Origin of the sequence: Fodinisporobacter ferrooxydans, assembly GCF_022818495.1 — a bacterium.
GTDB classification, from domain to species: domain Bacteria; phylum Bacillota; class Bacilli; order Tumebacillales; family MYW30-H2; genus Fodinisporobacter; species Fodinisporobacter ferrooxydans.
The window spans coordinates 2,311,951-2,335,681 of sequence record NZ_CP089291.1 but is presented as its reverse complement, the minus strand read 5'-3'; the positions used below and the strand labels follow the sequence as shown (position 1 = coordinate 2,335,681).

The 23,731-nt window shown below is 43.7% G+C and carries 24 protein-coding genes; 7 read left to right on the top strand and 17 right to left on the bottom strand.

What is annotated here, in order from left to right; genetic code table 11:
* Window positions 1-126: 126 nt before the first annotated feature.
* From LSG31_RS11160 to LSG31_RS11140, 5 genes are all read right to left on the bottom strand, one after another.
* Window positions 127-1,080 (bottom strand): acetyl-CoA carboxylase carboxyltransferase subunit alpha, encoded by a 954-nt coding sequence (locus LSG31_RS11160; RefSeq protein ID WP_347439330.1) that lies wholly within the window; start codon window positions 1,078-1,080, stop codon window positions 127-129.
* Window positions 1,070-1,978 (bottom strand): acetyl-CoA carboxylase, carboxyltransferase subunit beta, encoded by a 909-nt coding sequence (gene accD, locus LSG31_RS11155; protein WP_347439329.1) that lies wholly within the window; start codon window positions 1,976-1,978, stop codon window positions 1,070-1,072. The genes LSG31_RS11160 and accD overlap by 11 nt, the downstream gene beginning before the upstream one ends.
* 15 nt (window positions 1,979-1,993) lie before the next feature.
* Complete coding sequence (locus LSG31_RS11150; protein WP_347439328.1) at window positions 1,994-2,191, bottom strand: glutamate decarboxylase; 198 nt, start codon at window positions 2,189-2,191, stop codon at window positions 1,994-1,996.
* Window positions 2,192-2,279: 88 nt separating this feature from the next.
* Entirely contained in the window at window positions 2,280-5,747 is a 3,468-nt protein-coding gene (locus LSG31_RS11145; RefSeq protein ID WP_347439327.1) for a DNA polymerase III subunit alpha, read from the bottom strand.
* Between the two features lie 217 nt (window positions 5,748-5,964).
* Complete coding sequence (locus LSG31_RS11140) at window positions 5,965-6,243, bottom strand: hypothetical protein (RefSeq protein WP_347439326.1); 279 nt, start codon at window positions 6,241-6,243, stop codon at window positions 5,965-5,967.
* A gap of 214 nt (window positions 6,244-6,457) precedes the next feature.
* Here LSG31_RS11140 and LSG31_RS11135 point away from each other — a divergent pair, with 214 nt between their 5' ends.
* On the top strand, window positions 6,458-6,712 hold the full coding sequence (locus LSG31_RS11135) for a DUF3243 domain-containing protein (protein ID WP_347439325.1): 255 nt from the start codon (window positions 6,458-6,460) through the stop codon (window positions 6,710-6,712).
* 222 nt (window positions 6,713-6,934) lie between these two features.
* Window positions 6,935-7,384 (top strand): chemotaxis protein CheX, encoded by a 450-nt coding sequence (locus tag LSG31_RS11130; RefSeq protein WP_347439324.1) that lies wholly within the window; start codon window positions 6,935-6,937, stop codon window positions 7,382-7,384.
* Window positions 7,385-7,408: 24 nt separating this feature from the next.
* On the opposite strand, the gene LSG31_RS11125 is transcribed toward LSG31_RS11130, so the two are convergent.
* Complete coding sequence (locus LSG31_RS11125) at window positions 7,409-8,353, bottom strand: MBL fold metallo-hydrolase (RefSeq protein ID WP_347439323.1); 945 nt, start codon at window positions 8,351-8,353, stop codon at window positions 7,409-7,411.
* A gap of 14 nt (window positions 8,354-8,367) precedes the next feature.
* Window positions 8,368-9,819, bottom strand: coding sequence for a nicotinate phosphoribosyltransferase (locus LSG31_RS11120; RefSeq protein WP_347439322.1), 1,452 nt, complete (start codon window positions 9,817-9,819; stop codon window positions 8,368-8,370).
* A gap of 244 nt (window positions 9,820-10,063) precedes the next feature.
* On the opposite strand from LSG31_RS11120, the gene LSG31_RS11115 reads away from it, so the two are divergent.
* From LSG31_RS11115 to LSG31_RS11105, 3 genes are all read left to right on the top strand, one after another.
* On the top strand, window positions 10,064-10,780 hold the full coding sequence (locus LSG31_RS11115) for a DUF2225 domain-containing protein (RefSeq protein ID WP_347439321.1): 717 nt from the start codon (window positions 10,064-10,066) through the stop codon (window positions 10,778-10,780).
* Window positions 10,781-10,789: 9 nt separating this feature from the next.
* Window positions 10,790-11,434 carry an NUDIX hydrolase gene (locus tag LSG31_RS11110; protein WP_347439320.1) on the top strand — a complete coding sequence of 215 codons (645 nt, stop codon included), beginning with the start codon at window positions 10,790-10,792 and terminating at the stop codon, window positions 11,432-11,434.
* Between the two features lie 190 nt (window positions 11,435-11,624).
* Entirely contained in the window at window positions 11,625-12,977 is a 1,353-nt protein-coding gene (locus LSG31_RS11105; RefSeq protein WP_347439319.1) for an MDR family MFS transporter, read from the top strand.
* Between the two features lie 215 nt (window positions 12,978-13,192).
* On the opposite strand, the gene LSG31_RS11100 is transcribed toward LSG31_RS11105, so the two are convergent.
* Window positions 13,193-14,248: a DUF3231 family protein gene (locus LSG31_RS11100; protein WP_347439318.1), complete on the bottom strand. Its 1,056-nt coding sequence runs from the start codon at window positions 14,246-14,248 to the stop codon at window positions 13,193-13,195.
* Window positions 14,249-14,386: 138 nt separating this feature from the next.
* On the opposite strand from LSG31_RS11100, the gene LSG31_RS11095 reads away from it, so the two are divergent.
* Together LSG31_RS11095 and LSG31_RS11090 are read left to right on the top strand one after the other, a co-directional pair.
* Window positions 14,387-14,851: a hypothetical protein gene (locus LSG31_RS11095; RefSeq protein WP_347439317.1), complete on the top strand. Its 465-nt coding sequence runs from the start codon at window positions 14,387-14,389 to the stop codon at window positions 14,849-14,851.
* Window positions 14,852-15,120: 269 nt separating this feature from the next.
* A complete protein-coding gene (locus LSG31_RS11090; protein ID WP_347439316.1) occupies window positions 15,121-15,462 on the top strand; it encodes an ArsR/SmtB family transcription factor in 342 nt (113 codons plus the stop codon).
* Window positions 15,463-15,561: 99 nt separating this feature from the next.
* On the opposite strand, the gene LSG31_RS11085 is transcribed toward LSG31_RS11090, so the two are convergent.
* From LSG31_RS11085 to larB, 9 genes are all read right to left on the bottom strand, one after another.
* Complete coding sequence (locus LSG31_RS11085) at window positions 15,562-16,488, bottom strand: heme o synthase (RefSeq protein WP_347439315.1); 927 nt, start codon at window positions 16,486-16,488, stop codon at window positions 15,562-15,564.
* A 71-nt stretch (window positions 16,489-16,559) separates the two neighbouring features.
* A complete protein-coding gene (locus LSG31_RS11080) occupies window positions 16,560-16,901 on the bottom strand; it encodes a cytochrome o ubiquinol oxidase subunit IV (protein WP_347439314.1) in 342 nt (113 codons plus the stop codon).
* A gap of 2 nt (window positions 16,902-16,903) precedes the next feature.
* A complete protein-coding gene (gene cyoC, locus LSG31_RS11075) occupies window positions 16,904-17,533 on the bottom strand; it encodes a cytochrome o ubiquinol oxidase subunit III (protein ID WP_347439313.1) in 630 nt (209 codons plus the stop codon).
* A 1-nt stretch (window position 17,534) separates the two neighbouring features.
* Entirely contained in the window at window positions 17,535-19,502 is a 1,968-nt protein-coding gene (locus tag LSG31_RS11070) for a cbb3-type cytochrome c oxidase subunit I (RefSeq protein WP_347439312.1), read from the bottom strand.
* A gap of 21 nt (window positions 19,503-19,523) precedes the next feature.
* Window positions 19,524-20,459 carry a ubiquinol oxidase subunit II gene (locus tag LSG31_RS11065; protein WP_347439311.1) on the bottom strand — a complete coding sequence of 312 codons (936 nt, stop codon included), beginning with the start codon at window positions 20,457-20,459 and terminating at the stop codon, window positions 19,524-19,526.
* A 368-nt stretch (window positions 20,460-20,827) separates the two neighbouring features.
* A complete protein-coding gene (locus LSG31_RS11060) occupies window positions 20,828-21,283 on the bottom strand; it encodes a DUF420 domain-containing protein (RefSeq protein WP_347439310.1) in 456 nt (151 codons plus the stop codon).
* A gap of 290 nt (window positions 21,284-21,573) precedes the next feature.
* Window positions 21,574-22,014, bottom strand: a complete 441-nt coding sequence (gene larC2 / locus LSG31_RS11055; RefSeq protein ID WP_347439309.1) for a nickel pincer cofactor biosynthesis protein LarC2 — start codon at window positions 22,012-22,014, stop codon at window positions 21,574-21,576.
* 104 nt (window positions 22,015-22,118) lie between these two features.
* The gene (larC, locus tag LSG31_RS11050) at window positions 22,119-22,982 is read right to left on the bottom strand and encodes a nickel pincer cofactor biosynthesis protein LarC (protein ID WP_347439308.1); all 864 of its coding nucleotides are present in this window, start codon (window positions 22,980-22,982) and stop codon (window positions 22,119-22,121) included.
* Window positions 22,979-23,728 carry a nickel pincer cofactor biosynthesis protein LarB gene (larB, locus tag LSG31_RS11045; protein ID WP_347439307.1) on the bottom strand — a complete coding sequence of 250 codons (750 nt, stop codon included), beginning with the start codon at window positions 23,726-23,728 and terminating at the stop codon, window positions 22,979-22,981. The genes larC and larB overlap by 4 nt, the downstream gene beginning before the upstream one ends.
* Between the last annotated feature and the right edge of the window lie 3 nt (window positions 23,729-23,731).

Here is a 23,731-nt window from a genome sequence, read left to right as displayed (position 1 = left end):
CCTCTCCGGCAGTTAATAACTTTTTGTCCCGACGGGACATTGAAAGTCCCGCATGATGTAAAGAAATATGGTATTCACGCTATCGTATATCTTTCCACATGTGAATACCAGACATTCCAACAATGCTTATTCCAAAAACTGCCCCATACTTTTGTACTTATCGTAGCGGTTTGCAAGCAATTCCTCAATAGACAATTTGCACAATTCTTTTAAGGAATCCACAATCACTTGCTTTGTTGCCTGAATCGTTTGTTCCGGATCTTTATGCGCACCACCCAAAGGCTCCGGTACGATTCCATCAATTATGCCGAACTGCTTCAAATCCTGTGCGGTAATTCGCATCGAATCTGCCGCCCGTTGACTTTGGCTGGCATCTTTCCAAAGAATCGCAGCTGCACTTTCCGGAGCAATCACACAATACCAGGCATGCTCCAACATATACACCCGATCGGCAATTCCCAAAGCGAGTGCGCCGCCGCTTGCCCCTTCTCCCGTGACAACAGATACGACCGGCACTCGCAAATTCGCCATGGCAAGCAAATTCCGCGCAATCGCTTCACTTTGATTGCGTTCCTCTGCCGAAATTCCCGGATAAGCACCCGGAGTATCAATAAGACAAACAACGGGGCGCTGAAATTTTTCCGCCTGTTTCATTAAACGCAACGCTTTTCGGTATCCTTCCGGATGTACCATGCCAAAGTTGCGGTACAAATTTTCTTTTGTATCGTGTCCTTTTTGGATACCGATCACCGTAACGGGCATACCGTCAAGTTTGCCGACGCCGCCTACAAGAGCCGGATCATCACGGAACGAACGATCCCCATGCAATTCGATAAAATCACTGCACATGCCATTTATGTAGTTAAGAGCAGTCGGTCTCGCATTGCTTCTGGCAATTTGCAACTTTTGATACGGTGTTAAATTGCCATAAATTTGCTGTTCCAACTCATGCGCTCGTTGTTCCAGCTTTTGCACTTCATCGGAGAAGTCTATGCCTTTTTCCAACGTGAATTTCTTTAATTCTTCAATTTTTTGCCGCAATTCCAATAATGGTTTTTCAAACAGCAACTCACCCGCCATATACTCCACTGCCTTTCGTGTGTAATTCGAGAATTTTCGCGAGCGTTGCTTTCATTTCTTTTCTATGAACTACTTTATCAAGTCCGCCATGCTTCAATAGAAACTCGGCAGACTGAAAATCATCCGGGAGTTTTTGGCGAATCGTTTGTTCAATCACACGTCTGCCGGCAAACCCGATCAAAGCGCCCGGTTCTGCAATATTCAAGTCGCCAAGACTGGCAAAACTCGCAGATACGCCGCCAGTCGTCGGATTGGTAAGAACCGAAATATACAGCAGTCCGGCATCATCCAGACGAGCCAGTGCACTGCTTGTTTTTGCCATTTGCATCAGGGAAAAAATGCCTTCCTGCATACGGGCGCCGCCGGACGCCGAAAATATGATCAACGGATATTTTTTGACAATCGCCTTCTCAATGGCGCGCGTCAATTTTTCGCCGACGACAGATCCCATGCTCGCCATGATAAATCGCTGATCCATAATTCCGGCCACGACGGGAAATCCTCCGATCGTACCTTCTCCTGTCACGACAGCTTCATGCAACCCCGTCAGTGTTTGGGCTTTTGCAATTTTATCTTCATACCCTGGAAAATCCAGGGGATTTACAGTTGTCAAGCCTGTATCAAATTCAAACATACGTCCATCGTCAAACGTCCATTGAATCCGCTCATATGCGGTTACAGGAAAATGATATCCGCATTTCGGACATGTCTTCAGGTTTTTTTCCAATTCCTTGGTAAATAAAATCTCTCCGCAAGATTTGCATTTTGTCATGAGCCCTTCCGGTATTTGTTCACGGGCCTGCTGGGCTGAATTTACCCGGTCTTGCGCAGAACGGGCGATTTCATTCGATTGAATGGTCGCATACTTTGTTTTTTTATGAAACAAGTCCTTAAGCACACTTTCACCTCTCGCTTACCGGTGTGAGGAATGCAAAATGTCTTTGAGAACTTCTTGCACCTCATCCAACTCAGTTTCGGGGACTAATATCTCATATTGCTGTTTAGCTAAATTCGAGGCACGCATTTTGACCAAGAAACCTTCAGATGTCAGTCGATCCTGAATTCGTTCTGCCGATTTTGCGTTCGGTGCGATGTAGATCACTGTCCACATGCTATGGTCCCCCCTTCTTACGAACAGATTGACCCAAATTCGAGCTTTATCATACCATAGATGTAAAACCAGGCGCAACAAAGCTCTCTTACGGCCGTTTGGCATATGCAACATTGCCTGCTCCCACAATCTTCCCGATGTGCAACACCATTTCCTCTGACCTGCAAACTTGAAATTCATCTGGCAGTTGAATCACCCGCCGCGGATTGGAATGCACGAGAATCACCGGATGGTTTCCGGGATATTTGCGCAAAAGCTCCCGCAGCTTTTGGGCAAGCGGAACCGAGTCATTTTCCATGCGGATAAAAAGAGATTCCTCGGGCTTATGAGTGCCCCGTTCATTCTCCGAATGCTGTCTGTCCATGTGAATGCGTTCGTCAGAAACAAGATGTGTTGCACCCGAAGAATTGGCGTCAATACACGCAATCGATGATACATGTACTTTATATTCACCGTCTTGGCCTTGTACCCTTCCTTTGCATGCACAAAAAGAACCTCGGGCTAATACATCCTGGTTTTTCAGCATGGAGTCTGGAAACAAAATACATTCGATTTGTCCTGTCCGATCTTCCAACTGAAAGAAGCACATTTTTTGTTGCTTTTTTGTCATAACAAATTTAACCGAAGTGATTCGTCCGCCAATCGCCACAGTTTGTCCATAACATCCGGATACATCGCGAATCAGGTGTGTACAATGTTGTGCCAATTGTTCCTGCACCGAATCTAACGGATGTCCTGTGATATACAGACCGGTCGTTTCATATTCCATCGCTATACGTTCCGCTTCTGAAAATTCCTCGCTATGCAAATAGGGAAAATCCCTTTCCAAAGTTGACTGCTGCGGTGCTTCCCATGCGAATAAATCCATCTGTCCACGGCCTTTCCGCCGTTTTTGAACAGCTTCCAGCAAATCATCCAAGATGCCGATTGCCGCCTTCCGCGATGGTATGATCGCGTCCATCGTCCCCGACTGGATCAATACTTCTAAAACGCGTTTGTTCAAATGGCGCGTTTCCATACGCTCGACAAAATCATATAGGGATGCGAAAGGCCGTTCCTCTCTGACTTTCAGGATTGCCTGAATCGTCTGTGAACCAATATGCTTGATGACAGCCAAAGCGATCCGGATCCCGTCCGGTTCAGGTGTGAATCCCTCTTCACTGCGGTTGATATCAGGAGGCAAAACGGCAATGCCTCGCTGTTTGCAATCATCGATGTACTGGCTCGTCTTTGATTGCGACTGCAATACGTTTGTCAATAATGCAGCCATGAATTCCTTTGCGTGATTTGCTTTTAAATATGCGGTTCGATATGCCAAAACCGCATATGCTGCTGCATGAGAACGGTTGAATCCGTAATCGGCAAAACGTACGATCAGATCATATACCATCTGGGATGTTGCCTCATCATATCCCTGCAGCAAACATCCTTCCACAAACTTTTGCCGCTGCTCATCGAGAATCTCCCGTTTTTTCTTGCCGACCGCCCGCCGCAACAAATCCGCCTGCCCAAGGGAAAATCCTGCCATATGTGCTGCGATTTGCATGATTTGTTCCTGATATATCAGAATTCCATACGTATCTTTCAAGATCGGTTCCAAGCTCGGATGCGGAAATCGAATGGGGATTTGACCGTGTTTGGCTTTTATGAATGTTTCGATGTTTTCCATCGGCCCCGGACGATAGAGAGAAATGACTGCGATAATATCTTCCAGACAATTTGGTTTCAGCTCACGCAGTACGTGTTTTACACCAAATGATTCCAATTGAAAACAACCATCCGTGTCGCCTTTGCCCAAAAGATCGAAAGCCAATGGATCATCATCCGGGATTTGCTGTTCTCGCAAAGGAATGCCTGTTCTCTTTTCAACCCAGCGCAATGTTTGCTGAATCACCGACAATGTCTTGAGACCGAGAAAATCCATTTTTAACAAACCGATGTTTTCGATCGACTCCATGGCGTATTGAGTCAGAAATCCAGCTTCTGCACCCGGCTGTAATGGAGTGTAATCTGTCAGAGGATGATCGGAAATGACAACACCTGCTGCATGTGTCGATGTATGCCGTGGAAGACCTTCCACCCGCTTTGCCACTTCCAGCAATTGACGCACAGAGGCATCTTGTTCATATAATTCCTTAAGCCTATGTTCCTGCACCATTGCCTGCTGAATGGTGATCCCCAAAGCTTGCGGCACCAATTTTGCTACCCGATCCACAAGCTGCGGCTGCATTCCCAGCACTCTGCCAATATCACGAATCGCGGCGCGTGCGGCAAGAGTTCCGAATGTGACAATCTGGGCAACCCGGTCACTTCCATAACGATCCACTACGTATTGAATTACTTCATGTCGACGCTCGTACTCAAAATCGATATCGATATCCGGCCAACTAATTCGTTCCGGATTGAGAAACCTTTGGAACAAGAGACCATACCGAAGCGGGTCAACGTCTGTAATCTGCAGGACATACGCAACCAGACTGCCGGCGGCCGATCCTCTGCCCGGGCCAGTAACAATCCCGTTTTCATGTGCAAAACGCATGAAATCAAACACAACGAGAAAATAATCGGCAAATCCCATTCTCTCAATAATTTCAAGTTCGTATTTTAAACGCTCGATCACGTGTTCTTGCAGCTCGTTGCCATACCGATTTTGCGCGCCAAGCAAGCACAGCCGCTTTAAATAATCAATCGCAGGCAAATCTTTGGGAACCGGGAATTTAGGGAAAATCGTCTGCCCGATTGGCAGCGCGAATGCTTTGCAGCGCTCGGCAATTTCCATTGTCGCGGCAATCGCAGTCGGTATCCAGGCAAACCGCTCAGTCATCGATTCTGCACTTTTTAAATACGCCTGATCCGTCTCCAGCACATGTGGCGCTGCATGAGATGGCAATGTCTCGCCGGTGCGAATCGCATGTACTACATCGTGCAAATATGCATCCTCTTGCGCTAAATAATGGACGTCATTTGTCGCTGCTACAGATAAACCGAACTCCTTTGCAAGAGCGACCGCTTGCAAAACCCAATCAACTTCCCCCTGCACCCCAAAATCTTCGATTTGTACATATACATTTTTTGTTCCTGCAGCTTGCACGATTTTTCCCAACCACTCTTTTGCTTCCTGTACGTGATTGCTTGCGAGCAGTTGTGCCAAACGTCCGCGTCTTCCGCCCGTAAGAACTATGCATCCTTTTGCACAAGCAGCAAAATCGTCGAAAGAAAGTTGCGGGATCCCGAATTTGGCCGAGCATTGGCTTTTGCTTACCAGACGCAACAGATTCTGATACCCTTGATACGTCTCTGCAAGCACTACAAGTGCATGCAAGTGTTTGGATGACGATACGCTTGCATCTGCCGTTTGCAGTTCACATCCAAGAATCGGCTGCAATCCAGCCTCTTTTGCCTGTATATAAAATTCAACCGCACCGTACATCACGGACGTGTCCGTCAATGCGACCGCCTGCATCCCCAGCCGCTTTGTTTCAGCAATTAACTCTGGTATTCGTATTGTGCTATTCAATAAACTATAGGCGGAATGCACATGCAAATGCGTAAACACGGATTCATCTCCCAATTTTAAAGTGCGTGTTCAAAAGTGCGTGTTCAAAACTTACGTGGCCTTTCAGCCACCGCATCACATGAAAATATTATTTTCGTACAAAAAGTGGTGAATAAAAAAGGCCATTCCATGAACAGCCTTTGCTACTTTTATTATAAAGATTTGTTTCAAAATTCCAAGATCCGTGAAAGCTCGTGAAATCAAGACACTCAAGCGTCTATTCATGCATGAGCAATTTTCTCTGATGTTCCGTCTGCGAACGTTGTGCCGGCTCTGCCTCATGTTTTGCTTCTTTGTCTACACCATATACGTAATATAAATTTGCCCCAATAAACAAAAATGAAAACAGCAGCCATACGACTGTAAATATACCGCTTACGGATAAAGAAATTGCAGGCAGCTTTGGAATTGCATATAGAACCATTGCCAAGCCAAGAATTACATACAAGACGGATTTTAACGGGTATGCCCTGCGGTTTCCGATCATTTTGCGCATACTTCTGTCCTCCCATCATTTTTGGTAACATCCGTTTCTGTTGTATTATCTAAACTTCGTCATCAGGACATGTATATGCATACAACGTAAAAAAAGGACAAGTGCAAGAAGAATCTCTGAAAACTTGCATATGATTACACACCGATTGGAACATTAAAAAAGGGTAACTGATAAGCAAGTGATACAACCCGATAATACAAAGGAGGAATTAGCAATGGCACACGTACTTGAGAATTTTGATAAATGGAAAGAATTCTTGGGAAATCGTGTTGAAGCTGCCCAAAGTGCGGGCATGAATACCGATAAAATCGCCGATGTAGCATACCAGATTGGCGGTTTCTTATCGGACAAAGTGGATCCGAAAAATAGCCAGGAGCGCCTGCTCAAGCAAATGTGGGAAGTAAGCTCTCCGGAAGATCGGCATGCATTGGCCCGCACAATGGTAAATCTTGTGAGTCGTGATCATTAAAAATCACCCGTTCCATAGAAGAAATTCAAAGAAAACATTTTGAAGTGGTTTGCCAAATTCAAAAAGCATCCCATTCCACACAGAAAAGGTGGATGAGGGTGCTTTTGTTTTGTTTTCGGGACAACCGTCATATTTTTTTAAAACAACTTCCGCAACTTCGAAGGGTTTGCAAAGTTTTCTGTCGAATATAGTAAAAAATTATTAAGAAAAAGGAGTCACGCTATGTCAAGCAGTCATATTACGGCAGTACTAAATGGTGCGATTGAATCCTTATCAACAATCATTCCTATTCCTGTTTCAAGCGGCAACCCGATCGTTTTATCTGCCCCTATCTTGCAGCCGGAAATGGGTGTGTTAATCGGAATTACCGGAGATGTACGCGGTCGGATGGTGTTGGAAGGTAAAATGAAGGCGATTGGCAGTATTGGCGAAGTCATGTTCGGGATGGCTCTCGAAGGCGAAATGCTTGAATCTTTTGCAGGTGAACTCGGCAACATGATTGCCGGAAATATGGCTACAAATGTCTCGCAAAAAGGCCTTCGAGTCGATATTACTCCACCCACGGTGCTTGTCGGACAGACAAAGCTTTACGGATTTGACAAAGCGATTAGCGTACCAATCAGCCTTGGCGATAAAGGGGAGCTTCAAATTATTTTCATGTTGGAAGAATAATTCGAATTTTTAAAGATCAAACAGCTAACAAGTAATTGTCTCACCCAATTTCAATTTTTTTAAACGATCGATACCTAGACCTAACCGTCTCCATTCCCTATCCAGCCGCTCAAGCGCCTCAATCGGAGTATCATCTGCCAAACGAAACGTCCCGTAATGCATCGGGATAAAATATTTCGCTTGTGTATCGAGAAATGCTTGAACGGCCTGCTCGGGATTGACATGTTGGGGTGCCATAAACCATTCCGGCTCATAAGCACCGATCGGCACTAACGCATAATCAATGGAAAAACGCTTGCCTATTTCTTTAAAACCGCGAAAATAGCCGGTGTCCCCCACAAAATAAATCACTTGCTTTTCCGTATTTGCCTGTTTTGCAAATGCGGCATTATCAATCAGCCAGCCGCCCCAATGAGATGTATTGGTATCGCGAATGGTTCGCTTCGTCCAATGTTGTGCAGGTACAATGGTGAATTCCACATCGCCGATCCTGTGAGAAGACCACCAGTTCAGCTCCATGACTGACGGAAACCCTTTTTTGATCATTTTTTGTTTTAACCCTTCCGGAACCAGGTATAACGGATTCCCTTTGAGTTTTCGCAATGTAGTAAAATTCAAATGATCATAGTGGCTGTGGGAAATGACCACAACATCAATCGCAGGCATTTGGCCTAACGGAATCCCCGGATCTGTCAAGCGCTTGTCAAGTCCCATTCGCCTTGCCCATACTGGATCTGTCAAGATATTCAATCCGCCGGATTGAATAAAAAACGTAGAATGGCCAATCCAAGTAATCGTAGTATCCTTCTTATTCGAATACAGATATTCCAATGCCACACGATCTGTATGGGGAACGGAAAAGGAGAAATCTTTCTGTTTTTGCCGCCGCTCCTTCCGCCAGCGCTGAAAATGTTTGATGGACTTTGTATGCGGCACGTCGTCAAGATTAAAATATCGTTTGCGGGCCAAAAGAAATGACCTCCTCACGCTTGCTTTGCTTTATATTCATTAATGAGATTCATTTTCATGTTCCATACGTCTTGACTTAGATCTACTGGAAATACTTCCGGATTCAAGATCCGTAAATATTCCGGCCAAAACAGCTTCAACTGTGCTTTATGGTAATCGCGAACCGAATCTAAATCCGGCAACCGGTATACTTGCCTTCCTTTCAGAAAAATCGGCTGAAGCAACTCGATCGGTTGATAATTGGATACATGCTTCTGGATATATGTATGTATCGGGTCAAACAGTCGGATTTGTTCTCCGTTTTTCACATCCGTTTCTTCAACAAGTGCAATATAATCCGCTTCCACCTTATTGGTTTGCTTATTAACGATTCGATATACTGTTTTTAAGCCAGGCGTTGTGATTTTTTCCGGATTTCCTGAAATTTTTATAGTAGGCAACAACTCGCCGTTTTTTTCTTTTGCCACAAGTTTATAGACGCCGCCTAGCGCAGGGTTGTCCGCAGCCGTAATCAATTGTGTTCCGACTCCCCAGATATCGATTTTGGCGCCTTGTGCTTTTAAATTTAAAATCGTATTTTCATCCAAATCATTGGAAGCCACAATTTTTACATATTCCAGATTTGCTTGATCCAGCATCTTCCGGGCTTCAATGGATAAATACGCCAAATCCCCGCTGTCCAAACGGATGGATTGCAATCGAACCCCTTTATTTTCCAGTTTTTTGGCTACTTTTATTGCATTCGGGACGCCGCTTTTTAGTGAATTGTACGTATCCACCAATAGTGATATCTGATTCGGCAGTGCTTCTGCAAATTTTTCAAATGCTTCTTCCTCGTTCTCATGATCCTGGACCCATGAGTGGGCATGTGTGCCTTTCGTCGGAATGCCGAACATTTGGCCTGCTTTCATGTTGGACGTGGCGTCGAATCCTGAAATATAAGCGGCCCTTGCCCCCCAGATCGCAGCATCCGCTTCCTGTGCACGGCGACTGCCGAATTCCAGCAAAATATCGTTCGGCGCCACTTGTCTGATCCGTGCCGCCTTTGTCGCAATCAGTGTCTGATAGTTCATGAAATTCAGCAACGCCGTTTCAATCAACTGCGCTTCAAACACTCGCGCCTCCACTCGTATGAGCGGTTCGTTCGGAAACACAATCGTACCTTCAGGAACGGCATAAATATCACCAGTAAAACGAAACTCCCGTAATTCTTGCAAAAAACGGGGATCGTAATTTTCTTCCTGTTGCGCCAGATAGTCAAGCGTTTCTTCATCGAATTGCAGTTGATTTAAATAATGCACAATTCGCTCCAATCCTGCAAATACGGCAAACCCGTTGCCAAAGGGAATTTTTCGAAAATAACAATCAAAAACGGTTTTTCGATTTTGTGTGCCATGAAACCAATGCGCATACATCATATTGATTTCATATTTATCCGTATGTAAAACCATATTGCGTTCATTCAATTCATTCAGCCTCAATTCTACCAAATTCATAAATCGGGATTACACATATTATATCCGATTCCAAAGGTCCGTCCATTGTATTTCTGACATATTTCTTGCTCTTCTAAAGAAAAAAAGCGAGAATAGGAGTATTCGCACAGGAAATCTTGTGCAAATGCTGTATATTTAATATCTGGAGACTTCCTGCCCGGCAATGCAGAATTACAAATGAAACCTGACACACGTTACAAATGAGGGATTCCTATTGAGTGACGCACTCTATGAAAAACGCGTACAATGTCTATATTGTCATACATCCTTTGGATCCATGCGGGTTCGTATAAGCAAAATAAAAGCAAGCAAACGGGACACCGATTTTTGCACATATTTTATTGGAGAAAATCCGATGTTTTACGAATTTTATAATTGTCCACACTGCGGCCTTGCATTTACTGACAGCTTCTCTCCGATCAAAGGGCAAGCGAGAGAACGAATCAAATATGAATATATCGACAAAATCGAAGTAACCAATTGTTGCGGATCCCGTACTCTAAAAGAAGCAATTCGCGGCTACAAGCTCACATTATTATGTGCAAATATTTTAAATGAAAAAACACTGACAATCGCAAATCTTTGCATGCGTATTGCATGGCTGCAACGATATGCAGGAAATCATGAAGAAGAGCGCAGGTTTCTTCAAAATGCTGTCAACTTTTATGAGCAGATCTATCAAACACAGTCCCTTGCCACACTTCCGATGGAAGAAGGCAAGCTACTCTATCTCATTGGCGAAATTCATGGAAGGCTTGATCATTACGACAAAACCCGCTCCTGGTTTAGTTACGTGCTCACTGCGAAACACATAGATTCCAAATGGAAATCATTGGTTCGCGATCGCTGGTTTGATATCAAAAGCACACATTCCACTCAAACCGATGATCCGGATGGGTATAACGAACTTTCAACAGGCCGGAAGGGGTAAACACGGAAAATGAACGAACCGATAAAAAATACGATTGCTCTTCCGCAGATTGCAGATCGATTCCGGGGAAGAGTTGCTTCCATTCTCGGGAATGAACAATTTCGAAAAAATGCCGTTTTGGTTCCGTTGCTTCAACAAAATGGTCAATTATGTGTTTTATTCGAACAGCGGGCCAAAACTTTGCGCCGTCAACCGGGGGAAATCTGTTTTCCCGGCGGACGCGTGGAACCACAAGATAAAAATCCGCAAACAGCAGCACTTCGCGAGACAAGCGAAGAACTGAATCTGCCCCTTCACTCCATTCAATATATGGGAGATTTGGATATCTTGGTGACATATTCCCAAATGATTGTCTATCCATTTGTCGGTTGTTTGCCGAACGTAGCATCCATACAGCCAAATCCGGATGAAGTGGAAAAAGTGATAATCCTTCCCTTGGAACGTTTGCTTGCGATTCATCCGGAACGCCATGATGTAGCGATTTCCGTGCATCCCGACGAGAATTTCCCCTATCATTGGATCCCGCAAGGAAAACAATACCCCTGGCGTACGGGAACGGTTTCCCAATTTTTTTATCGAGTGGATGAAGAGCTTATCATATGGGGATTAACAGCCCGAATTTTATATCATTTTTTGCGTGTCATTCAGCCGTGATCATTGAGATACGTTTCATGATTACATTCCTGCAACTTTATGCATACATATAGGTTCTGATTTGGTTTCCTTTTGTGCATACTAAAATTGACGAAATTGCGACAACTCTGATATGCTACTGTAGGTTTAAGCAATAATTGGAAACATTCACTTAATCCGTGAAAAAGCATGTAGAGGGGACGAGAGGTAAATGAAAAGCCGAATTTCTGTAATGGTCAGCATTGTCTTGGCTATGCTCGTTTCATCCATGGATTCTACGATTATGAACACGACCATGCCGATTATCGCCAAAGATTTGGGACGCTTCGATTTATACGCCTGGAGTTTTGCATCCTATATGATTGTAAGCACCGTTTTATCGCCGGTAGCCGGACGAATTTCTGATTTATTCGGACGGAAACATGTGTTCGGATTTGGCATTGTGTTGTTTTTGATCGGTTCTTTTCTATGCGGAATTTCAAATTCCATGATTCAATTGGTTCTGTTTCGGGCACTGCAAGGGATTGGCGCCGGATGCATGATACCCTTCCCTGCCATTATTGCAGGCGATTTGTTCTCCATTGAACAAAGAGGAAAAATCCAGGCGTTTTTCACCGGCATGTGGGGGTTGTCTGCCGTTTTGGCGCCCATGTTGGGTGCTTTCTTCGTGCAATATATGACATGGCGCTGGATTTTTTATGTCAATATTCCGATTTGCATCCTTTCGTTTTTACTGTTGCTTCCATATAAAGAAGTATATACACCGAAAAAATCCGCCATCGATTATTTCGGGGCAGTGTTGTTCGGCACAGGGATCAGCATGGTCCTGTTGGATACCGTTATAAAGTCAAACCAGATCCTGTTCGGACTATTGGGCATCCTGTTCTTGCTGGCCTTTTATTTCTACGAACGCCGCCAACAATCGCCGCTTGTACCCCTTGCATTATTTCATAACAAAACGGTGAAATGGCTCAATCTTACAGGCTTCTTATCCAGTGCCGCACTATTCGGTACCGGCAGTTATATTCCGTTGTTTTTGCAAAGAGTATCTGGCGAGTCTTTGTTTATAAGTGGAGTTGCTTTATTGGGAACATCCGTCGGGTGGATGGCAGTAGCCGTTCCCGCCGGAAAATGGATTTTGCGTTTTGGCTATCGGCCGCTGCTGATTATCGGCAATACGCTGCTTGTTCTTTCCGGTATTCTGCTCAATTTTTTAAACCAGCAAACCGGGTTCTGGTATGTTTTTTTCGCCATGATGATCCAGGGGCTTTCCTTTGGTCTGACATCGACCGTATCGATCATCGGTTCCCAGCAGTTGGTGGAAGCAAATCAAAAGGGAATCTCTACATCTTTTCAATTGTTTTCCCGCAATATCGGCACAGCAATTGGCGTAACGATCATGGGAGCGTTTTTGACAAAAGCGCCAGACTTTTTGACGGGAATCCACCACTTGTTCCTGTATGGATTGATTGTCAGTATCGTGGCGTTTGTTAGTACATTTTTCATCAAAGATTCAACGCAACAGCAGACGAATCCCGTTGCCCGACCTCAGCCGTCTTCCTGATTCTGCATCAGGGAGATGGAAACAGTAAATCATCCATTAGTCACCTGGGCCAATACAGGTGCGTGCCATGTCGAATTTCATCTTGGCGTTTGTATTTCAGCATCCACTGTAAACTATATAAAACCCACGTTAGTGCAATTTATGGAATAACAAAGCCGATGCTTTTTATTCTAAAGAAATCGGCTTTGTTAAGTATCGTTTCGTCCGTTTTATAACTATTTCGAAGCTAAAGCCTCTCGATCCGCCGCTTGCGGAGGTTGTTCCAACCATCCATGCTCAATCAGGATATTTGCACCATCTTCGACGTAATTCCCTACCTCCAAGAGAAACCGCCCATATTTTGCTGCTATATCATGCCTTGCACTTACAGCTAAGGCGTTTCCGTATGTTCGTATTCTCATTGAAAACATATCCAGTTTATGGAACATCATCAATTTGTCAGAAAATGGCGGAACTGTTGAAGTCGTCACTAAGGTGTCTAGAATGGGTGGTGATGATACATCCTCTTTTTGAAGGACTTGGCTACAGATATCGTAATGTTTGGCGACAATTTCTTTTCCTCTGAGAAAATAGGCTCTTACTTGTTCTGATTGAGCTACTTGACTGAATCCAATTAAAACAGCTCTACTTGTCGCATTATTTTCAATGTTATCGTACAAATGAGTAATCTCCAAAGCTTGTAACGGTCGAACCTCCCCAAAAAAGCCATTCAAATACGTTTGTTTTTTTATAAAGTCCACATGACTCGGATAAGGAGTAAAGGCAGGCTTTGCGATGAGCCCTTTTGCAATCGACACTTCATTCACTTGGTTCACCAATTTCATTGTGGAGTCAACACACTTAGTAAAAAATGTTTGAATATCCGATCGAATCATTAGGGGAACTGCGATTCCATAAAGACTTATACCTGCTTTAGAAACATATTTTAAATAATGGAGATAAAATGGGTCTTCAAATAATCTTGGTGCCCCTACATTTACATCTTCTTCTGTAAATCCCTGTGGAATGGGATAATTCTCCTGGACGAAAATTTCTTTTATTGTCTTAACGAATTGTTCCGACAGGCTTAGAGCATTCTCCACGACTATCTTAATTTCTTGATCCTCAACGTGATGGAGCATGTAACTCAAAACACATATGGCCATAGTATTCCCCATATAAGTTGACCAAAGTTTTGCTTGCTCCGCCGAATTTAATTTTTCATTGGAATCCATTTTGTTTATTTTTGCATGATTGAATGAAAATGGTTGAATCGGTTTTTTTATTTCCATACTCAATCCCCCTTTTAAAACTTTTTTATTTTTATACGAGCATAAATTATTTATTCATCGCAATAATAAAATTATTGAATTTTCAACTCATTGTTGATGGTTAATTGAATAAACATAAAAAGAAGAGTAATGAATATTATGGAAAAATGTCAACGTATAGAAGTATTTCTTTGGAGTATTGCACTGCCTGGTTTTGGACAACTTCTAAATGGCAAATTTTTTAAAGGCATTGTACTAATTGGCTTAGAATTGTTGGTTAATAACCAATCCAACTTAAATGAAATTATTATTTCCAGCTTCCATGGGGAAATTGAGAAAACTATACATCAAACAAATTACCAATGGCTAATGTTTTATCCATGTATTTATATTTTCGGGATTTGGGACGCCTATAAAGATGCAAGTGTTGTTATAGAACCATATGCGGTTCTCCCTTTCGCTTTCGGCGCTTTCTCAGGAACGGTCGGGATAATATTCTCCCGAGACTTTCTTGGCCCGGTTTGGTTAGGTATGATCGGTTTATTTTTTGGTGTGGTTATTGGATTACTACTCAAAAATACCATTGAGAAACGGAATATTAAGCGAAGAAGCGATGATGCATAATCATCGCTTTTTTAAGAGCATTATTGGGAGACATTTTTAATATTATCCGATGAAAATAGTTCAAAGGGACGATTTCAAACCTCTGTAAACTTGTTACAATATTTTTGATGAGAACAAGATTACGATTTTTCTCATATAAAATTCCCCTCTGCCGATGAATTTGTGTGTATGATTGTATGTTGCGAAGCACTATCGAAAATCAACACCGAATAATCGATTAAAAAGTGATTGGATTTCGGCTTCCGAAAACACTACGATTGGGTGAAATCATGAATCAGGAAATGCAGCAATTTAAAGCTAACTTTTTCAAGGCTTTGGCACATCCATTGCGAATTCAAATTCTTGAAATCCTATCCGATCAAAAATTAAGCGTGAATCAATTGCAAGCCATCATTGGCATTGACGGCTCGGCAATCTCTCAACAATTAAAAGTTTTGCGAATGTACAATATGGTCTTGGGAATAAAGGAAGGGAATCGAGTCATATACTCATTGCGCGATCCGATGATTGCCGATTTATTGGATATTGCGCGAAAGATTTTTAATAATCAATTGATCACTACAATCTCAATCCTGGATCAATTAAAGGAAAAGCCACAACATGAAGAGTGAGCCCCTGAATATAAAACAAAAATATAAAACAAAACAACGCAGGCCGCAAAAAATACGGCTGCGTTGTTCCTGCTTTTATTTTCCGGATCTGCCCAAATTTTAAAACGCACCAAGAACCATAAACGTAAAAAGAACAGGCAAATACATCAATGAGCTAAAAAATGTGCGTTTTGCCCAAACAAATTCATCGTCATTTTCAAAAAATAAAAACACATTATATACGAGAAACGCTATGCCTAAGGCAAGTGCTGCAATCAGATAGATCGCCCCGACTGCGCCAGTAAAATAAAGGGCTACCGAACAAAGAAGCAGCAACACTGCGTACATGACACTTTGGCGTTTTGTTGCACGCGGTCCTTTAACGACAGGCATCATGGGAATGCCGGCCCGCGTATAATCTTCGTTTTTATATAAAGCGAGTGCCCAAAAGTGCGGAGGCGTCCATAAAAAGACGATCAAGAACATCAGGATCGGCGCAATGCTTAATTGTCCCGTAACGGCTGACCAACCGATCAAAGCTGGCATGGCACCTGCTCCACCACCGATTACGATGTTCTGTGGTGTGCTTCTTTTGAGCCACATCGTATAGATGACAGCGTAATAGATATAACCGAGTAACGATAAACAAGCCGTTAAAAGATTTACAAATGCATAGAGTTCAATAAAAGACAATACACCCAATAAAATTCCAAACCAAAATGCAGGTAGCGGTTCTACAAGGCCCAAAGGAATCGGGCGATTTTTCGTACGTTTCATCATCGCGTCAATATCCCGATCATACCACATGTTGATTGCGGCAGAACCGCCGGATGACAACCAAAGGCCGATCAGCATGGCGAGAGTTTTGCCGATATTGGGCAAACCTCTCTGTGCGACAAACGCCGCACAGAGAGAAGTAAATACCAACATCACCAATATCCTTGGCTTTGTCAATGCAATATACGCTTGCATGGTTTGAAGCATCGAGCTGGAAGAAGGAATACTGCGTTCAATCGGCTGCAGCAACTCTTGTTGTGAAACTGACATTGCCCGACACTCCTTTCTAATTAAGTGTAAAACCCGTATATATCGTATCACTGCTTCGTACATGTGTCCAACTACGAAACGGAAGCATTAAATGTCATAATCCATGCGGAACCGGCCACTATGGTAAATACCATGATGACGCCCAGTGCCAATGTCATGACATGGTACGCCGGTTTTTCTCCTTCAGTAATATGCATGAAGAAGAACAACTGAATCAAAAACTGCAGAATTGCCATGATCGTAATCGTCGCAACCAATGGCACACCGCTCATCACATGGTTTAAAACAAGCACCAACGGAATAATCGTCAGGACAATCGATAAAATATAACCAATAATATAGAGTTTCGGTGATCCATGATCTCCATGATTCTCATGGTCCGAATTTGCAGTATGCTGTTGTCCGCCTGCCATTCTTACATCACCCCAATCAGATAAACAACTGTGAACAGGAAAATCCAGACTGCATCAAGGAAGTGCCAGTACAAACCAACGATATAAATCTTCCGTTTGGTAACGGCAGTAAAACCGTAACGGCCTACCTGAATCATCAATGCCAACATCCAGATCAGACCGACGGATACGTGCAGACCGTGAGTTCCTACCAATGTAAAGAATCCGGAGAGAAACGCACTGCGGGAAATCGTTGCGCCATCAAGCGCCAAATGGGTAAATTCCTTGATTTCCAAGCCAACGAACGCAGCACCGAGAATCCATGTAACGATTAGCCATCCGATCAACCGCTGTACGCTGCCGTTGTTTTTGCGCATTTCCAATGTAGCAAGACCACTTGTAAAGCTGCTTGTCAAAAGGATAAACGTTTCTGCAATAAACGTTGGGATATCAAAAATTTCTTTGCCTGTCGGTCCGCCGTCCGTATGTGTTCGAAGGACGATAAACGTTGCAAACAATGTTCCAAACAGCAAGCAGTCCGTCACAAGGAAGATCCAGAATCCCAATATTTTCAGGGATTCCTGGTCTACATGTCCATGTGCGTGATCATGTCCGTGTTGATGTCCGACAGGCTGGGATATAACCTCTGCCATTTTATAACCTCCCCAGTGCTGCTTCGGTGCGTTCGATTTCATCGACCGGAACATAGTAATCGGTATCGTACTCAAAGGAACGGGCAAGCAATGTAATTCCTACGCCAATCGCTCCGATTACACCCATCCAAATCCAGTCAAATGTCAAGCCAAATCCTGCAATAAAGAAAAATACCGACATGATAAATGGACGTCCGGAACTTTTCGGCATATGAATCGGCTCAATATGAACAGGCTCTTTCTTGTATCCGGGCTGTTTCATTTCTTCCTTCATTGTCCACCAAGCGTCTCTGCCTTTAATTTGCGGAATTGTCGCAAAGTTGTAATGCGGCGCCGGAGATGGCAATGACCACTCAAGAGTACGTCCGTCCCACGGGTCACCTGTGGTATCCCGTTTGCCAAATTTGATTCCATGCAAGATTTGCGCACCTTGGAAAAGGAATCCGATTCCCATCATGAATGCTCCGATTGTCGAAACAAGGTTCAAGGATGACCATCCTAAACCATGCGGATATGTGTAAAGGCGACGTGTCATTCCCATAAAACCTAACGCGTACTGAGGCATGAAACATACATAGAAACCGATGTTCCAGAACCAGAACGACCATCTTCCCAATTTTTCATTCAATACATGCCCGAACATTTTGGGCCACCAATAATAAAGACCGGCAAAATATCCGAATACGACGCCACCGATTAACACTTGGTGGAAGTGTGCGATCAAGAAATAGCTGTTGTGATATTGGTAGTCTGCCGGAGCAACTGCCAACATGACACCGGTAGCCCCCCCGATTGCAAAACACGGAACAAACGCAATCGTCCATAGCATCGGCAGTGTCAATCGAATTCGCCCGCGATACATGGTAAACAACCAGTTAAACACTTTCACACCTGTTGGTACTCCGATCGCCATCGTCGATATGGCAAAGAACGTATTGACATCGGCGCCCGATCCCATGGTAAAGAAGTGGTGTGTCCACGTAAAATAACTGATGATACTAATCAACATCATCGAAGCAACCATCGATTTATATCCAAAGATTCTTTTCTTTGCGAATGTACTTACAACTTCCGAGTAAATTCCGAACGCAGGAAGTACCACGATATATACTTCCGGGTGTCCCCACATCCAGAACAAGTTGATAAACATCATCGGGTTCCCGCCATGCAACATCGTAAAGAAATGTGCTCCGGCCAATCGGTCGATGAACAATAACGCAAGAGCGATTGTCAATACAGGAAACGCAAAAATGATAATGATGCATGTAGCAAGGATCGACCATGTAAACAACGGCATATCCATCAATTTCATGCCTGGTGCGCGCATTTTCAAAATCGTCACCATAAAGTTGATCCCTGTCGCAAGACTTCCGATACCGGAAATCGAAATCGACAACAGATAAAAGTTTTCTCCAGGCCCTTTGTCAAACGCCAGTTCCGAGAGCGGCGGATAACTGACCCAGCCTGCATCCGGAGAACCTCCGATGACAAATGACAAGTTCAATAGCATCGCACCAAAGAAGAACAACCAGAAACTGACTGCATTCAGGTATGGATACGCAACGTCGCGCGCCCCGATCTGCAATGGTACAACAATGTTAAAAAAGGCAAACATCAACGGCATCGCCATAAAGAGAATCATAATCGTGCCGTGTGTCGTGAAAATCTGGTTATAGTGCTCCGCTTGCAAAAAATGCATATTTGGAAACGCCAACTGTGTACGCATCAATAATGCATCGACACCGCCTCGGAACAACATCAAAATTGCGGCGAGGGCATACATGATGCCGATTTTTTTATGATCGACCGTTGTCAGCCACTCATCCCACAACCAGCGCCATTTTTTAAAGTAAGTCAGTACAAATAAAATCGCAACCGTTACCAAAACAATCGAGGCATCGGCGCCGTAAATCATCGGATCTCCCGTCACGAAAAAGTGTGACGCAAAGGTTTTTATGCTTTCAAGCATGGATAGTCCCCCTTCCTCTTATTATTGACCCATCTTCATATTCTTCATCGCGTTGTTATCAGCAGGCGTATCTTCTTTCTTCATATTGCCTTGTTGCATCGGCATATAGATTCCGCCGTTTTTGTTGACCGTCGCTTCGAACAAACCATCCGGATACGATGAGAACGACATCTGATCCGTTACGCTCGGCTGAGTCAAGTTTTGGTATCCTGCTTTTGTCAACGCAGGAGCGGTCTGTTTCACGTGGTTAACCCAAGCATTAAAGTCAGACTGCGGTTTTGCGATCACATGGAAACGCATATGAGCAAATCCTTCACCCGTAAAGTTCGCACCCATGCCCAGATAGCTTCCCGGTTTGTCTGCTTGCAGCCATAAGGTAAGTGCCATACCTGGCATCGTATACTCCTGTCCGCCCAATTGCGGTACCCAGAATGAGTTTACCGGCGCATCTGAAGTCAAAACAAAATTGACCGGCACTCCTGCAGGAATTTCAACATAATTGACTGTAGCGATTTTCTGGCCCGGATACTGAAACAACCATTTCCAGTCAAGGCTAGTCACCTGTATGGTAATCGGCGCTACATTTTGAACAGGCGGTTTTGTCAATGCAAATGTCGTCTTGGCAGTATAGACGCCTAGAATGCCAATAATAACAATCGGAATCCCCCACCAGATGATTTCAAGTGTCTTGTTGTCCTCCCACTCTGGTTTGTAAGGAGCTTTGTTACCTGGCTTGTCGCGATATTTCGCAACAAAAATCCAAAGCATGATCAATACAGGTATGATGACGATCAAAGTGAGTACAGTTGACAGAATAATCAAATCCAATTCTTGCTTTCCGACAGGACCTTTTGGATCCAAAACAACAAATTGCCCATTGCAACCTGTCAACATCACTGTCGCCAATGCTACTGTAAAAAACCATTTCATACGACTCAGTAGCGTACGCAGTTTCAAAGTTGCTCTCTCCTTTCAATAAACTTTCCATCATAATAATGGTTTCAATCAGTTCACAAAGTGAAATGTATCACACTAAAGTCCCATATTCAATTATTTGTCACAGAACTTTCACATGTTTATCCGTTTTTGTCAAAAATAATTCACATAGTAGGTATTTTTTACCTGCTGTTCATCATTTATACATCGATTTCATTGCTTCATTGGGTGGATTCTAGGGTGGTTGATTCAGGGAGAAAGCAGGCAAAAATACCTACTGCAAGTTGAATAGGATGAAAATGGATGAAAATCGTTTTATAGAACAGTATACATCGTTATGTGTCACTTGATATTTTCTGAACTTTTTTTGAACATTGCAATCCCGACGCTTATTTACCAAACCATGCATGAAATACATTTGTCGTGGGACCCGGTGGAAATATCACATACAACATAAGGAAAACAGCTAACCCGCTGATTGTTGTTATAAACCAGATCACAACGGTCCAAGGGCCGATTTTTTTATGTTTTCCAAATGCAGCAGTAAACGCGAACCGCAGTGTGACGATTCCCAAAACGGCGGCGACCGTAGCGAGAATGGAGTGCATTTGCAAAAAGATTTGATAAGGCGTGCGCAAGGGAGCAGGTCCGCCAAACATCGTATCACCGATTACAACGGTCTTTACTGCATAACCGATAAAAAATAACGCTGCCAAAACTGTACCAAGCAGCATAAAAAATTTATGTGCTTGCATTCGTTTGGCGCGGATTTGTCTCCAGCCAATCGCCATGGAAACTGCACTTAACAGGATACATGCTTCGTTTATGTAAGGAATGGCATTCACCGTCTGCTACCTTCTTTTCCACATAGAATTTAATGCAAATCCAAATACATTTATGTAATAAAGATTTTCACATTGTTATTTATACTATCAAATCATTCTTTGAATAAGCAAGCAAAAACTATAGATTTAACTATAGTTTTTAAGCGGTTGACACAAATTTTTCATAATTAAACAAGCGCATCATTCACATCTGCTGTGACAAGAGGCTTGTTGTGTATTTCTAAACGACATCTGATTTTGATTATCTGTTTTCAGTTCAAAAGGCATATCCTCTGGATATGCCCCATATTTTACTCTTCAATTTCTCCATATTTCATGGCATCCCAATAGATAACTTTAAACGGTGCACAGTGTTTCCTGGAAGCCTGCGCCACATCTTCATATTCCGGAGCCTGATTTACAATTCGGCCATTCCATAATGCCTGCTTGATTCGAATTTCTCCAAAGGATGTTGCAACAGTCACAATGCGCCTGTCCAATTTCCTGCGCTTCCAGATGCTACGCCTGACACCTATTGTCGTTGTTTCCATCAATAGGATCTCTTCACAGCGATTCGCATGATCTTCCAGCACAAGAACAGAAATCAACACACCTGGACGATTTTTTTTCATATAGACAGGTGTGTAATATACATCGAGGGCTCCGGCCGCAAACAGCCGCTCCATTGCATACCCCATCATCTCACCGCTGCTGTCGTCAATCTGTGCTTCTAAAATGCAAATCGACTCCATTCCAGTGCTGGAATCCAAATGATTCTGTGGTTGTTCTTGATGATCGGGATAGTGTACTGTCTGACTTTGATGATCGGGATTGTATACTGTCTGACCTTGATCCTCTAGTTTTTTTTTTCTATCAACATCGCCCGCAAAACATTGGGATGATCAAATTCTTTCATACCCGCTCCATATCCGATTTTTTGAATGACCATGGAACCGATTGGCACAAAGTCTGTCACGAGTGCTTTCAAAACGCCGGCGCCTGTTGGAGTCGTCAATTCTCCCATTACATCCAAATCAGCCAAGGGGATGCCAATCAATAATTCTGCCGTTGCCGGTGCCGGAATCGGATACAATCCATGTGCCATGCGAACCTTTCCTTTGCCAGTCGGTACAGGAGATGCGTAGATTGTATCGATCTCCAAATGTTCCAGCGCCAGGCAAATGCCGATAACGTCAATAATGGAATCCATTGCCCCAACCTCATGAAAATGAACGTCTTTCGGATCCATTCCGTGAATTTTACCCTCAGCTTCTGCTATTGCCCGGAAAATATTCAGACTCCGCTCTTTTACACGCTGCGGCAAGTCGCTTGTCTCGATCATGGACAGGATATCCGCCGCCCGCCGGTGGTGATCATGGTGATGATCATGGTGATGATCATGGTTGTGATCATGGTGATGGTCATGGTGATGGTCATGGTGATGGTCATGGTGATGGTCATGGTGATGATCATGGTTGTGATCATGGTGATGATCATGATGGTGGTCATGATGGTGGTCATTTTCCTCTAATTCAATGATTAATTGATTTGCCGAAATGCCCCGTTTATTTACTGTTTCAATCGATAACGCGAAAGGATCGATAGGGAGCGATTTTAAATAGTTATCGATATAAGCAAGATCTGCACCCAAATCAATCAGTGCAGCGAGCAGCATATCACCGCTAACCCCGGATATGCAATCCAAATATAATGTTCTCATCGGTTCAACACCTCCAAAATCGTTTGTTGAATCATCGATGCCGCAACTGCCGCGCCAAAACCGTTATCGATGTTCACTACCGTTATGCCGGATGCACATGAGGACAACATGGAGAGTAACGGTGTCATGCCAAAAAAGTGGGCGCCATATCCAACACTTGTCGGCACTGCAATTACAGGATGACGAACAAGCCCACCCACGACACTGGCAAGAGCACCTTCCATGCCTGCTACGACAATGATTATTGTAGCGTTCTGAATTCGCTCGCGGTTCGCCAAAAGCCGATCAATGCCCGCAACACCGACATCATAGATTCGATCAACTTCGCTGCCCATCCATTCGGCCACTTGTGCCGCCTCTTCTGCAACAGGCATATCAGCAGTTCCGGCAGACACAACGGCAACAGTACCGGGAAAACGAACTACACTGCTGCCTGCCGTAAGCAGGCGGGACATGTGGTCATATGTTGCTTCCGGCGCTATTTTTTTTACCAGGTCCGCCATCTGTTCTGTTGCTCTTGTAACCATAACTTTCCCATGTTTTTTATATAAGCGTTCAAAAATGATTTGCACTTGTTCCGGTGTCTTATTGAGCCCAAATATGACTTCCGGATGCCCCGTGCGCGATTCTCTTGCATAATCGATTTTACTAAATCCAATATCTTCGAAACCGTGAATTTCCGTCTCTGCTTGTTCAATGGAAAGTTGCCCGTTTTGGAAACGGTTCAAAATGTCTTTTATATCCATGAT

Coding starts and splice junctions, on each gene's coding strand:
- LSG31_RS11160 (WP_347439330.1), bottom strand. CDS start 1,080: ATGGCGGGTGAGTTGCTGTTTGAAAAACCATTATTGGAATTGCGGCAA.
- LSG31_RS11150 (WP_347439328.1), bottom strand. CDS start 2,191: ATGTGGACAGTGATCTACATCGCACCGAACGCAAAATCGGCAGAACGA.
- LSG31_RS11140 (WP_347439326.1), bottom strand. CDS start 6,243: ATGCGCAAAATGATCGGAAACCGCAGGGCATACCCGTTAAAATCCGTC.
- LSG31_RS11135 (WP_347439325.1), top strand. CDS start 6,458: ATGGCACACGTACTTGAGAATTTTGATAAATGGAAAGAATTCTTGGGA.
- LSG31_RS11130 (WP_347439324.1), top strand. CDS start 6,935: ATGTCAAGCAGTCATATTACGGCAGTACTAAATGGTGCGATTGAATCC.
- LSG31_RS11110 (WP_347439320.1), top strand. CDS start 10,790: ATGAACGAACCGATAAAAAATACGATTGCTCTTCCGCAGATTGCAGAT.
- LSG31_RS11105 (WP_347439319.1), top strand. CDS start 11,625: ATGAAAAGCCGAATTTCTGTAATGGTCAGCATTGTCTTGGCTATGCTC.
- LSG31_RS11100 (WP_347439318.1), bottom strand. CDS start 14,248: ATGGAAATAAAAAAACCGATTCAACCATTTTCATTCAATCATGCAAAA.
- LSG31_RS11095 (WP_347439317.1), top strand. CDS start 14,387: ATGGAAAAATGTCAACGTATAGAAGTATTTCTTTGGAGTATTGCACTG.
- LSG31_RS11090 (WP_347439316.1), top strand. CDS start 15,121: ATGAATCAGGAAATGCAGCAATTTAAAGCTAACTTTTTCAAGGCTTTG.
- LSG31_RS11085 (WP_347439315.1), bottom strand. CDS start 16,488: ATGTCAGTTTCACAACAAGAGTTGCTGCAGCCGATTGAACGCAGTATT.
- LSG31_RS11080 (WP_347439314.1), bottom strand. CDS start 16,901: ATGGCAGGCGGACAACAGCATACTGCAAATTCGGACCATGAGAATCAT.
- cyoC (WP_347439313.1), bottom strand. CDS start 17,533: ATGGCAGAGGTTATATCCCAGCCTGTCGGACATCAACACGGACATGAT.
- LSG31_RS11070 (WP_347439312.1), bottom strand. CDS start 19,502: ATGCTTGAAAGCATAAAAACCTTTGCGTCACACTTTTTCGTGACGGGA.
- larC2 (WP_347439309.1), bottom strand. CDS start 22,014: ATGGAGTCGATTTGCATTTTAGAAGCACAGATTGACGACAGCAGCGGT.
- larC (WP_347439308.1), bottom strand. CDS start 22,982: ATGAGAACATTATATTTGGATTGCATATCCGGGGTTAGCGGTGATATG.
- larB (WP_347439307.1), bottom strand. CDS start 23,728: ATGGATATAAAAGACATTTTGAACCGTTTCCAAAACGGGCAACTTTCC.